We start from the raw sequence: 12,375 nt of genomic DNA, 5'->3' as shown, positions 1-12,375 counted from the left end.
CTGACGCGAAGTTGCAAGAAAACAGAGGTATGCTGGTTGTTAATGAACCTTAGTTATGGCGCTTCAACGCGTTTAATATGACCCCTAATAGAGTATAAAAAGCAAAGGCTTGGAAGCACCATTACAGCCGTCAAAATGAAAAATAGACTCCAGTTTCCGTCAAGACTGTCAACAACCAAACCACTGCTAGAAGCAACCAATGTTCGTCCTGCAACACTTAATGAGGCCATAAGTGCATATTGAGTTGCACTAAAAGCGCGGTTACACAAGAGCGATATAAAGGCGACCATGGCAACAGTACTCCATGCGCCGGTAAAACCGTCGACAACGACAGTGATGGCTAGCAGTGAGGTCGATGGGCCGGTTTGTGCGATAAGAGCAAAGAGAAGGTTTGAAGCCGCCATAGCAACACCTGCAATCATCAACCCTCGATAAATGCCGTAGCGAATGTTTACTAATCCGCCAAGTAGAGAGAATATAATGGTTACCCACCAGTTGAGTAACTTTGAGTAAGTGGCAATGTCGCTATTGGAAAAGCCGACTTCCTTATAAAAGACAATGCTCATACGACCTAAAAACGCTTCGCCAATTTTAAAAAGAAAAATAAACAGTAAGAATGAAGCGGCCAGCTTAATGCCATTGCGGTTAAAGAATTCGGAAAATGGTGTAATTAGTGTTGTTCTTATCCAGTTAATTAATGCAGAGCTATTTGCGTTTAAATCCGTTACCTGTTCAAGCAAGGCCTCTCTATTAACAGCGGGTTCATTGGCAAAGCAGGTAGCTATTGCTAACGAGGCCATAATTGCGCCAAGCAATAAGTAAATGTCTGGCCATGCCCAAGAAGTAAGGTCTGCCAAGAAAAAAGGGATAGCTCCAAGACCACCATAACCCGTCCACCATCCAGCTGTTGCTACTGACGAGGCAGCAGACATACCATCTTTATCTTCTTTTTCAATGCAATCAATACGAAAGCCATCAATAGCAATATCTTGGGTGGCAGAAGCAATGGCAATTAATAAACCAATTAAGGCGACGTAAAATAAGTCATTGTCTGCGGTAAGCTGTGACATAGCCAAACAGAGCAAAACAACACCGCATTGCATTAAGAAGATCCAGCCGCGTCTTTGCCCTAACATTGGAGGCTTAAGCTTATCGACAAGAGGCGACCATAGAAAATTAAATGAATAGGTAGCGAAGATGATGCCGAAAAGTCCAATAGCCGAGCGCGATAAACCTTCATCTTTTAGCCAAGCCGATAACACTGAACCTATCATGATCCAAGGAAAACCACTGGAAATGCCAAATAGAAAAATCGTGAGGTAGCGTTTGTCATTGAATGTTTTTAATGCAGTAAGCAATACTTCGGCCTTAAGCGGTAACTCAAAAGTGTATTGAGCCATGAACCAGGGTGTTTAGCAATAAAACTGTGAAGGCATTATGAATGATTTAGAAAAGAGTAGAAGTCGGTGACATGTGGTCAAACGCCGTAAAAATAACGGAGTTATGGGCGTATTCCAACACAGTCTAGAGGGCAGTGTCCCAAACCCTCTAGGAAGTTAACGCAGTTTGTTAACTCATCAACAAGAAACTGGTCTTTCGTGAGTTTATCTTCATTCCAGTAATGCACTTGGTGAAGCAAATGCCAAAAAACACGTTCCTTTTGCGTATATGGCTGGGTCAATGTGCATTCAACTTGACCCCATTCTTCCATACTATCCCAAAAGAATAGCTCGATCTCTTCGATAGGAAGCTTCTCCCTGCCAAAATGCTCTCAAATAGAAACACAGCTGTTTTGCTTTGTTATCTACAAAATTCTGAACATTCACGAGTAACTCAACCGTCTCTGTCTGCTAAAATTAGTATAGTCCATTACATCGTTACCAATAACTTCAATACCCCGATATTTATCTTATTATGGGTAGGTCACTGTTTTGGATGTTAATTTAGCGTAATATCAAGAAGAAAGAATTACCAGCCTAGATGCCTGGTCCAGCCTATAGTGCTATTTGCAACCCTATGAATATTAGGGTTTTTTTCAATTAACTTTATACTAAAGGTTAAAGAGTTGTTTGGTAGGACGACTTGTCTATAATGCAACTTTAGCTCATTTTTTGCGCGAACCTTTCTTCTTATCGCCGTGCGTGTTTCCCAATCGTTAAAGTTGCTTAAGGACAAATCAAGAATGGGAAAGTTGGCTTTCGCTATCGTATCAATTACCAAATTGTTGGTTTCTTCTTGCGGCCAAAACGGCGAAATAGCGACAAAGGTATCAGGCTGTAAATTGGGCTGCACTTCTATTGCAGACAAATAGGCCGCTGCAAGCATACCCTGCGCAATGACCATGCGATAACCTGTTCTGTCTTGTAAATAGTTATCTAAAGCATTGAGTTGAAGCGCTAGCGTAGTCGTTGTTGATTCAAAATCAAGGTACTGAGTCAGCTGGTTACTTCTAGGATGAACCATCTGTTTGCTACCTATCGATGGTGTTACGTTTTCTTGCTGCGACTCACTCGTTTGCTCTTCAATATTTAAAGTTGATGGTGAGTTTATCGGCAAATTAAATGGGCTAATAACCACGTTCCACCCTTTCTCAGCAAGCATGCTCGCCAGGCTGTTGCCTTGAGCAAGAGTCAGGCTAGATGGAAAGGGCTCAGTGAGCACAATAGCAACACCTAAGGGAAGTGGTGTTCTTGCCTCAACTTCAATGAGTGGGGCTTCCATTTCACCTATCATAAGCGCTTTTACTTCGCCGGGGAGATAAGCATTCCTGACATCCTCTAAAAAGTCGCAGTGAGCCGTCATCGGCAGCAGCGAAACAACCATTGCAAAGATTAAAAGGAGAGCGTGCCTTTTCATAAAAAGTGGTTTGCCTTTAGCTATCACCCCGATACGGACAACTTTGACCGTATCACATCAATTAAAAAATTAAATCGTTCTAGCAGAGTTATCGGCAGGTTGCTTTAAAACTAAAATGAAGTCTATTGATAACGTTGATTAGCGTTAAAACGCTACTCAATACTTTCTGACAGCGGCCTTGGGCGAAACGGACTAAAAGGGATGGCGACATTAAAGTGCAGCCAGTGCCCAAGTGTCGGGTGCGAAAGACTCAAGCTTTCAGCATGAAGCTGTAAACGAGCCGCCATAGATAACGCTTCTTCATGGGCATAGAGTCTATCCCCCAAAATAGGGTGGCCCAAGGCAAGCATATGCACGCGAAGTTGGTGAGATCGACCTGTGATAGGGTAAAGGGCAACTAAAGAGTAGGGCAAACCTTTTTCATCATGGGTACGTTCGACAACATCAAAGTGCGTTACGGCTTTTTTACCGCGCTCGAAGTCTACCATTTGCTTTGGTCTGTTTGGCCAGTCGCAAATAAGGGGAAGGTTAACTTCTCCGCTGTCTTGTTCTACATGTCCATGAACCCGGGCGAAGTAGCGCTTTTTAGTTTGACGTAACTCAAACTGTTTCGAGATATGGCGATGGCTATCTTTGTTAAGCGCTAGCACCAAAATACCCGAAGTCGCCATGTCTAAGCGATGCACTACTGTGGCGGTGGGGTACACACGGTTCACCCGGCTAATCAGCGAGTCGCGGTGCTCTAATGCTTTGCCCGGAACGCTCAATAGCCCGCTAGGTTTATGCGCAACCACCATGTCCTCATCTTGATACAAAATATCAAGATAAGGTGTCATCGGTGGGTTATATACAAAACTTGGGTTCGCCATTATTTACTCGTTACTTCACAGTCGCTTTTAAATGTTTAACCTTTTAAGGTTACGGGTTATTTACCACAATACGAATGGCGTCCAGCTGAACATCTGCATCCTGAATAACTTTATCAAGGGCGTTCATTTGCGTTTCAATAAACTCAATTTCGCTGTCACGTACTGCTGGGTTTCGCTTTTGAAGATCGCGTAAGCGCTGTATTTCTTCGTTAAGCGTGCTGTGCATGCTGTTAAGTGCGTCGTGTTGCTTTTGGTTAGCTTGCTGATGGGCAAGCTTACGCGCCTTTTCAATGGCAAGCTCAAGCGGCTGCTGCAAGGCTTTTAGAAGCTGAGCCGAGATCTTACGTCCAATTTTACGCTTGACGTCGAAGCTTAATTCAGACGGGTTTCCTTGCGCATCTAAACACACTCGCACGGGCGTTTGAGGTAAGAAGCGGCCCAACTGAAGCGCTTTAGGCGCTTGTGCTTGAAGCACAAACAGCGCCTCAACCCAGTAAGCGCCTTTTGGCAAAGACGGCTCGGCAATGAAGCCCATGCTGCTCTTTCCGTGTACGTCGGTGAGTACTACGTCCATGGCGGTATGCACAAGTGGATGATCCCAACTTAAAAACTGCACGTTTTCTAGTGTGGTGGCAACACGGCGCTTGTAAGTGACTGTCATGCCTTCTGGGTCAAGACCTGGAAGCTGGCTCACCATCGACTCGGTTGGCATAAGAATAAAGCAGTCATTGCCTTTTTCATCCTGCTGAACACCAATAGCATCAAATACGCGACCCATAAAGCGCGACAAATCTTGTTCGCTATCAAGGGTAATAATGTCTTCAAGCAGTTGTTCTACGCGGCCCTCTCCCGAAGCATTAAGCTCTAGAAGACGATCGCGACCGGCTTCAAGCTGCGCTACTAGCTGACTGTTTAGCGTAACACTCATGTTCACTAGCTCGTCACGGGCGCTCATATCGTCAGGGTGTAAGCACGCACCAATAAGCAGAGGCTTAACGTCGTCGAATACACCAGAGCCGGTTGGACAGGTCTTCTCAAAAGCATTCAGCCCTTCGTGATACCAATCTAGTAATACGTGCTGCGCGGTTTTCGCTAAATACGGCACGTGAATTTGTACGGTTTGGGTTTGGCCAATACGGTCAAGGCGACCAATACGTTGTTCAAGCAGGTCTGGCGTAATAGGCAAATCGAACAGCACCAAATGGTGAGCGAACTGGAAGTTACGACCTTCGCTACCAATTTCACTACACAGTAGAATTTGTGCGCCGTCTTCGTCATCAGCAAAATAATGGGCCGCCTTGTCGCGCTCCACAATGCTCATGCCTTCGTGGAATACACTGTGGCGAATACCGGTTTGCGTGCGAATAACCTCACCTAACTCTTGCGCTGTACGGGCGCTTGCGCAAATAAGCAGAATCTTTTCTGGCTTAACGCTTTGCATGAAATCAAGCAGCCATTCAACGCGAGGGTCGTGCTTAGTCCAGCTGTTAACAACACTTGCCATACGCTCAGGGTAGAGTGAATAGGTTAAGTCGCCGCCGCTTACAGCCTCTGCATAAACCTCAGGTAAAGCTAATTCATAAGCGCTTAGTTTCCGCTCCGGAAAGCCTTCGATATTGGCGCGGCGGTTTCTAAACAGCATACGACCTGTGCCGTGACAATCGATAAGTTGGTGCAGCAACGCATGGCGATTTTCCGGCGCACTTAAATCACCCGAATGTTCCATTACGTCAGGCGCGAATTCTGCGAGTTTGCTGCGTTGTTTGTCGTTAGGCTCGGCGTCTGAAAGTAATGGCGCTACCGCATCGGCCAGTTGGCTGTATTTCGATTCTTCATCTAAGAATGCATCGTAGCTATGGAAGCGAGCCGGGTCGAGCAAGCGCAAGCGGGCAAAGTGGCTTTCGTGACCAAGTTGATCAGGCGTTGCGGTAAGCAGTAATACGCCAGGTGTTTGGTTTGCCAACGCTTCCACACACAGGTATTCGGCAGAGGGAGCCTCACTTGACCACGCAAGGTGATGGGCTTCATCGACAACCATTAAATCCCATCCTGCAGCTTGAATTTGCTGCTGGCGTTTTTCGCTCTTGCTTAGGAAGTCGATACTGCAAAGTACCAGCTGGTCGTTTTCAAATGGATTCACAGCGCTCGCGTCAGATGGTTCGTCATCTTCTAAGCCTTCGCTCTTTTCTATGGCTTCGCAGCGACTTTCATCGTAAATGGCAAACGGAAGGTTAACGCGGCGAAGCATTTCAACTAACCATTGGTGCATGAGCGAGTCTGGAACCAAAATAAGCACGCGCTCTGCACGGCCTGTTTTAAGCTGCTGGTGAATAATCAACGCGGCTTCAATGGTTTTACCAAGTCCTACTTCATCGGCAAGTAATACGCGCGGTGCGTGTCTGCCGCCTACCTCTGACGCAATGTGGAGTTGGTGCGGAATAAGCGATATGCGCGCACCTGCAAGACCAATGGTGTTTGAACGTAAGTAATCGTATTGATGATCTAAAGCACGCTCGCGCAAATCGAACCATTTAGGGTTGTCTAATTGCTGACTGAACAGGCGCTTTTCAGGTTGGTTCAAGCGAATGTGGCTGTCTAGCATGGTTTCAGGTAATCGCGCTTGCGCTTTGGTGTCTTCGCGAAGCCCGTGATAGATGAAAAGATCTTGGCTTTCTTCTTTTTCAGTAATGGTCATTTCCCAGCCGTCTTGGCTTTTGACCGTTTCGCCAATTTCAAAAATTAGTCGCGTAAGCGGCGCATCTTGCTTAGTATACTTTCGCGCTTCGCCTGTTGCTGGATACAACACTTCGACTGAACGGAAGTCGCTACTAATAACGACACCTAACCCCAGCTCTATTTCTGTGTTGCTTAACCAACGCTGACCAACTGAAAATTGACTATCTGAACTCATAAATCACCAACCTATTTTTCGGGGGGCGGTATTGTACGCATTGCGTTGTGATAAGTCATTAATACTAGCTCATTTGATTTGCGGTTGCAGGAGGGGGCGCGATTGGGTACAGATGCCTCTGTGTCAACAAAACGATTAGCACTAGTCGGCCTCATTACTTCACAACGTGAGTGCTGGTAGCAAAAGAATAATAACGTTAGCGTGGCTATCAGGCTTGCTTTGTCACAGGGTTGGCGTAAAACTGTCGTATCACTGACCATGGATATTTCTTACTGTTAACCGCGTTACGTTCTTAACGTATGTGAATCGCAGCTAACAGGAGGAAGCGCGAGATGGATATGAAAGTAGACAGTCAAAAGCTTATACAACTTCGCAATGCTAGGGCATGGAGTCAGCAGCATCTGGCAGATGTGTCTGGATTGAGTTTGCGTACTATTCAGCGAATTGAGAAAACACAATCTGCATCACACGATTCAATAGGCGCACTTGCTTCAGTTTTCGAAACGACGCCCGATGCGCTTTTAATGGGTGAAACCCACGCCACTACAAGTCATGCTCAAGGGCAGCCAACCTCGCAAACTTCTACTGCGGGCGAGAATGCCGCAGCTCATCATGCAATTAAACAGCAGCTTGACCGGCCAACGTCGTTGAACCCCCAACATGTTCTTTGGATCACGCTAGCGCTCGCCATCAGTTTGTTTGTTGCTATTTATTATGCGCAAACGGTCAATGCGAACAATGGTAGCAACCAAGTAATTGAAGAAGGCAAGCCAGTTAATGTCAGTAGCAAAGTCCTTGAAGAGGCTACAAATTGGCTGAAACTTATCGACAGCGGTGAATATGAACAAAGCTGGAAAGAGAGTGGGGCTATTTTTAGAAGCGGTATTTCAATAGCTAAATGGACCGAGGCGATGCAGCTAGTCAGGGAGCCATTGGGGGCAGCCAAGTCGAGGGAAATCGCGTTAGCACAAGCGCCAACTTCACTGCCGGGATTGCCTAAAGGAAACTACCTAATTTTGTCGTTCACCACTGACTTTGATTCCCAGACCACAATGAAAGTAGAGACCCTTTCTATGGTGGAGGTTGATGGTGAATATAAAGCAATAGGCTACTTCATTAAGTAGCCTACTCAGGTAACTGGTATAAAGTTTCAATCCCTTGAATGGCTTTTATAGCATCATCGCTCGTTGCATTGTTGATGGCTTTGATAAGTTCAGGTGCATTGTAGGGTTCTAACAAAGTTAAGAATGTCGCTGTGCCAGGCGGCATACCATTATTCACCGCTTTTTGCAGTCGTTTCCATACGGTGAACAGCGACTCCTCACCAAACGTCTTTTGCTGCACCACGCTATCAATGGCGCGGTGCATTATCATTCCGCAAGAATAATAGAGATTGAACTGTCCGTTTTTATAAGCATGAGCCAGCGTAGTCTGCGCCAGCCCTTCAGTACAGCGCTCGAAAGCGCGGGTCATTCGGCTTTCAACGTAGCTATTGTCGTCTTCGTAGAGGAAGTTCATGGCGATTGCCGCAAAGTAGTCGGCGTTGCCCTCGTGCAGCCAAGACTGCTCCTCGTTTTCTGATACACCTTCGGTACTGCCGGGCTGATATAAATGGGCGACTTCGTGAGCAAAGAACCAAAGTGTTTGGTTAACAAAGCTGCTGTTATCGGCCTGCTCATTTAAGTCTTGTCTGTTCCAATGCATAAATATCTGGTTAGGTAGTGTGCCGCCTTGTGTAGAGTGATCGTTTACGTTTGCATAAGAGGCAAGTAACATGGGCTTTTCGCCCTTAAGCGGATTAAGAGAATGGGAGAAAAACGCCATCATGTTGGGTATATCTTCTTCTAGCGAAGCTTTAATGTTTTCAGGAAGCCCGGGATCAATTAGGGCAACCACATCATCGGTAATAATTGGCTGTTGCCTACCCACATACACAACTCTTCCGTCATTGTTATCTGTCCACGACACGCTGCTTTTCACTACTTTGCCATTCAACACTATGTGCTCATCACTGGGAACATTGAGTATCAGGTGCCATTTATTATCTTCTTCAGTACAGGCATTAGCACAAGCAAACAGTCGCCCAGAGTGAAAGGCATTTCCACCATCAGAAAAAGGAGAAAATGGTGCGTAATCTTTACCCAAATGTTTATAGGTGGGCGTCAGTAAAAATGACACGGTAGAGAGGGGCTTGCCTGACTTCGAGCGCACAAGTTCTTGTTGTTTGACGTTATCAAAGACGATTTCTATGTCGTTGTCTTGCGCGAACCAACGTGTTGTTCTTGATGTATCTGGGTTTCTAACAAAAGCCAGCGTTTTGGCTGGCGTAGTTAATGTGTAAGTGACTACCCATTTTTCAGTCGTGCCAGCCGTGCTTTTATCAACGTTGACTAGAATGGTAGAAGGGGAAAAATTATTGTGCGCTTGGCTATTCGCCCATGCAATTTCAACGTTAAAGCACGCTAGTAGCGCTAACGTCATGCTTATGGTTGTTCTTATTTTTGTGATGTTAAGCCAATTCATAGCTGATCTTTCCCTGAGTGTTATTAATTTAAACGCATCCACTTTATTGGGGGGGTGTGGCATTGGGTTAGCCCCCGTGTTTTATTCACCGCTTCAACAAGTACACCTTAGCGTATTTGGGTATTAAAAACGCAGTTAAAACTACGCTAACTGTCGTTAAAGTGTGAGCATTTGTTACGAACCAAGTATGCCAGTTTCTTCTTTTTATCAAAATTGGAGCGCTGTGCTATCTCATATAACGTGAAGGGACTGTTCGTCGCTTCTCACTTGCTCTAACGAAAAATAAAAAAAGAAAAAACAGTGCTAAATCTGAAAAACTGGATTATGGTGGAGTTAAGGGTTCGCTAATTTAACAAACGAACCTTTGAGGCAGAAAGAGTAGTACTGCTTCTCAGTCGACGCGAGTAGGGGAAGAAGTCCTGTTTCGAGCGGCATTCTCCTACAAACGTAACTGTAGCTTGTTAGCGCGTGCGTTCATAAATGAACAATACGTCTAACCTGGCTTTATTTACCGGAGTGAAGGATGCCAAAAAAAAATTCTACCGATACTAAGATTTACGTCCTCGATACCAATATTCTGCTGCACGAACCTCACGCTTTTCTCTCCTTTAAAGAACATGACGTTGTTATTCCAATGACCGTATTGGAAGAGCTCGACTACATCAAAGACAGCAAAAAAGACGTGGCGCGTGATGCGCGGGTATCCATTCGGGCTATGGAGGATTTACTCCACGACGCAACGCCAGAAGATATGCTAGCGGGTGTATCGATGGAAGGGCTGGGCGCGGGTCAAACGGCACCTACAGGTAGTCTATCTATATTTGCCGACCTTAATATGGTCGAGGCCCAGCAAGTCTTTACCAGCAATGAGAATGACAACCGCATCATTAACGTAGCGCTGCATTTGCAAAAGACGTTCGCGCCGCAAAAAGTGGTGTTGGTTACCAAAGACTTAAACATGCGCCTTAAAGCGAAAGGGGCAGGCCTCGCTCATGTTGAAGACTACCGCACCGACCAGCTAATTACTGACATCAAATATCTATCTCGCGGGTTTCATACCTTTGAAGGTAATTTTTGGGACAACGTAAAAAGCGTGGATAGCCGCAGCGAAGGGCGCGACACTATTCACACTATCCCCAAGTCTATGTTGCCAGAAGCGTATGTAAACGAGTTTTTGCTCGACGAAACTAAACAGTTTGCAGGTTTAGTAGAAGAGATCACCGACGAACATTTAGAGGTGTTGGATTTAGGTTACGAACGCTTGATGGGGCGTCACGCTTGGGGCATTACACCCAAAAATATAGGGCAGGCCATGGCGCTTCATGCGCTGCTAGACCCACACATTGATATGGTTATTCTCACAGGCCCTGCCGGCAGCGGTAAAACGTTACTTGCGCTAGCGGCTGCCCTTGAAATGGTGGTTGAGCGCAACATGTATGACAAAATCATTGTTACGCGAAGCACGCCAGAAATCGCTGAGTCTATTGGCTTCTTACCGGGTACTGAAGAAGAAAAAATGCTGCCTTGGTTGGCGGCGATTACTGACTCGCTTGAAGTGCTTCACAAGCATGATGAAAACACCAAAGGCTCAATGAACTACATCATGGAAAAGGCCAATATCCAGTATAAGTCGGTAAACTTTATGCGGGGGCGAAGCATTCAAAACGCGATCGTAATCTTGGATGAATCGCAAAACCTAACCGCGTCGCAGCTTAAAACTATCATCACCCGTTGTGGTGAAGGAACTAAGCTCATTGTAGGTGGTAACTTGGCGCAAATAGACAGTAACTACTTAAGTGCTGTGACTTCGGGCTTGACCTATCTAGTTGAGAAATTTAAAGACTTCTCGGGCAGTGCCACCATTAATCTAGATGGCGTTGTAAGAAGTCGTCTTGCGAGTTTTGCTGAAGAAAATCTTTAGCGAGTAACTCTTTCCAAGTATTTTATTTGAAGCGCCTTAATCGAAAAGGCGCTTTTTATTTTTACATTCAGTGAAGACATACTTCCAATACCCTAAGGGGGATAAATCCTATTACTCGACGGTTTCCACTTGATAGCGCCCAGTGACAATGTGGCGTTCGGTATCTTCAGATACTTGTCCAAATGGAATAAGTGCCGGGCCAGTTGGATCATAGAGCACGTAGGTGTCTCCCTCGTGCTCTATAGTTCTGTCATCTGCCTTAGGCGTCAATGCAATACCGAGCAAGGCATGATTTGGTAAAAATACCATGATCATTTTTGTAGAAGGTAAAAACGCGCGCACCATTGAAGACGCCAGTACTGCCTTACTGTCGCAATCACCAAGGTTCTGCATAAGTACGCTTACAGGCGGCGCATAGCCAGAGCCATTACTTACTACTCTGTCTTCTAAAGTGTCGTAGGGGATACTTTGAAGCCAACTAAGAATTAATGAAAAATAAGCTCTAGAGTCTGATTTTGATGCAACTTTTTCGTAAAACGCCTGGGATGCTGCTATCAACGGTTTTACCGACTCGGCAACATATCGCACGTGATCCGGTTTTATCGCTTTTTGATTAAACAAGGTAGTGAAGCGAGTAAAGTAATGTTCTTGTAAGTACCTATCGTACTCTTGTTGCTGAATAGCTTTTAAATTGCTGAGTATTTCTTCAACTTGCGCTTCGTCTGAGCCTGTAACCTGGATATCAATAGACTCTCTTTTGGGCGTTATCTTCACACGCGCAACTTTAGGATCTATTTTTTTGGCTTCTTTGGTTAATGCAACAATGATGTATCGCTGTGCTATTTTCGGTTTGTAGGTAGCTTGCTGAGAGGGTGCTTGTTTCAATGCACTGTTGGATAACTCAAAAGAAATAAATTGTCGCGCGTTATCGTTATCTAGCCATTCGTAGCTAAAATTAACCCCAGTAGCAGTGTTAACTTTACTGTGTTTGAGCTGTTCGCCGTGTGCAGCAAATGATAGAAAAAAGCTGAAAAACAGCATGTGCATGCTAGCTCTTTTTAATGTGCTGAACCCGTGAAATCGAGACACGAAGACATATCTTTTCAACGCATTTCTTATTGCTGCCTGTGCAAGACTCTTCACACTGTCTATCACACCTTATCCGTCATATTCATCATATCACTGAGTATGCGCACCTGTGTGTAAAAAACAAGTATATGATGCATTCGGCCCGAAGGGATAAATAGGCGCGGTAAGTTTAAGAGTTCATCAATTAAAAAGGCGACATGCGTCGC

The 12,375-nt window shown here is 45.3% G+C and carries 8 protein-coding genes and 1 pseudogene; 2 read left to right on the top strand and 7 right to left on the bottom strand.

Annotation, left to right across the window (positions count from 1 at the left end; genetic code table 11):
* Nucleotides 1–53 precede the first annotated feature (53 nt).
* The 5 genes and pseudogenes from ACYX4M_RS04290 to rapA all read right to left on the bottom strand — a co-directional run bounded on the left by ACYX4M_RS04290 (nt 54) and on the right by rapA (nt 6,636).
* Complete coding sequence (locus ACYX4M_RS04290) at nt 54–1,400, bottom strand: AmpG family muropeptide MFS transporter (protein ID WP_334059159.1); 1,347 nt, start codon at nt 1,398–1,400, stop codon at nt 54–56.
* A gap of 101 nt (nt 1,401–1,501) precedes the next feature.
* Nucleotides 1,502–1,826: pseudogene (locus ACYX4M_RS04285) on the bottom strand (hypothetical protein).
* A gap of 142 nt (nt 1,827–1,968) precedes the next feature.
* The gene (locus tag ACYX4M_RS04280; RefSeq protein ID WP_476082031.1) at nt 1,969–2,856 is read right to left on the bottom strand and encodes a DUF3530 family protein; all 888 of its coding nucleotides are present in this window, start codon (nt 2,854–2,856) and stop codon (nt 1,969–1,971) included.
* Between the two features lie 152 nt (nt 2,857–3,008).
* Nucleotides 3,009–3,725 carry a bifunctional tRNA pseudouridine(32) synthase/23S rRNA pseudouridine(746) synthase RluA gene (gene rluA, locus ACYX4M_RS04275; RefSeq protein WP_476082030.1) on the bottom strand — a complete coding sequence of 239 codons (717 nt, stop codon included), beginning with the start codon at nt 3,723–3,725 and terminating at the stop codon, nt 3,009–3,011.
* A gap of 49 nt (nt 3,726–3,774) precedes the next feature.
* Nucleotides 3,775–6,636, bottom strand: a complete 2,862-nt coding sequence (rapA, locus tag ACYX4M_RS04270) for an RNA polymerase-associated protein RapA (protein ID WP_476082029.1) — start codon at nt 6,634–6,636, stop codon at nt 3,775–3,777.
* A 332-nt stretch (nt 6,637–6,968) separates the two neighbouring features.
* Between rapA and ACYX4M_RS04265 the strand changes: the two genes are divergently transcribed.
* Nucleotides 6,969–7,760: a DUF4019 domain-containing protein gene (locus ACYX4M_RS04265; protein ID WP_476082028.1), complete on the top strand. Its 792-nt coding sequence runs from the start codon at nt 6,969–6,971 to the stop codon at nt 7,758–7,760.
* Between the two features lies 1 nt (nt 7,761).
* Here ACYX4M_RS04265 and ACYX4M_RS04260 read toward each other — a convergent pair whose 3' ends face one another.
* Entirely contained in the window at nt 7,762–9,159 is a 1,398-nt protein-coding gene (locus tag ACYX4M_RS04260; protein WP_476082027.1) for a gluzincin family metallopeptidase, read from the bottom strand.
* A 523-nt stretch (nt 9,160–9,682) separates the two neighbouring features.
* On the opposite strand from ACYX4M_RS04260, the gene ACYX4M_RS04255 reads away from it, so the two are divergent.
* Nucleotides 9,683–11,080: a PhoH family protein gene (locus ACYX4M_RS04255; RefSeq protein ID WP_476082026.1), complete on the top strand. Its 1,398-nt coding sequence runs from the start codon at nt 9,683–9,685 to the stop codon at nt 11,078–11,080.
* Between the two features lie 111 nt (nt 11,081–11,191).
* Here ACYX4M_RS04255 and ACYX4M_RS04250 read toward each other — a convergent pair whose 3' ends face one another.
* Complete coding sequence (locus ACYX4M_RS04250) at nt 11,192–12,127, bottom strand: hypothetical protein (protein WP_476082025.1); 936 nt, start codon at nt 12,125–12,127, stop codon at nt 11,192–11,194.
* Between the last annotated feature and the right edge of the window lie 248 nt (nt 12,128–12,375).

The organism is Alteromonas sp. ABV4_150, from assembly GCF_056311745.1.
This window is presented reverse-complemented; position numbering and strand designations above follow the sequence as displayed.

Excerpts from the sequence above, each read along its gene's own strand:
- ACYX4M_RS04260 (WP_476082027.1), bottom strand. The coding sequence starts at position 9,159 with ATGAATTGGCTTAACATCACAAAAATAAGAACAACCATAAGCATGACG.
- ACYX4M_RS04255 (WP_476082026.1), top strand. The coding sequence starts at position 9,683 with ATGCCAAAAAAAAATTCTACCGATACTAAGATTTACGTCCTCGATACC.
- rapA (WP_476082029.1), bottom strand. The coding sequence starts at position 6,636 with ATGAGTTCAGATAGTCAATTTTCAGTTGGTCAGCGTTGGTTAAGCAAC.
- ACYX4M_RS04280 (WP_476082031.1), bottom strand. The coding sequence starts at position 2,856 with ATGAAAAGGCACGCTCTCCTTTTAATCTTTGCAATGGTTGTTTCGCTG.
- ACYX4M_RS04290 (WP_334059159.1), bottom strand. The coding sequence starts at position 1,400 with ATGGCTCAATACACTTTTGAGTTACCGCTTAAGGCCGAAGTATTGCTT.
- ACYX4M_RS04250 (WP_476082025.1), bottom strand. The coding sequence starts at position 12,127 with ATGCACATGCTGTTTTTCAGCTTTTTTCTATCATTTGCTGCACACGGC.
- rluA (WP_476082030.1), bottom strand. The coding sequence starts at position 3,725 with ATGGCGAACCCAAGTTTTGTATATAACCCACCGATGACACCTTATCTT.
- ACYX4M_RS04265 (WP_476082028.1), top strand. The coding sequence starts at position 6,969 with ATGGATATGAAAGTAGACAGTCAAAAGCTTATACAACTTCGCAATGCT.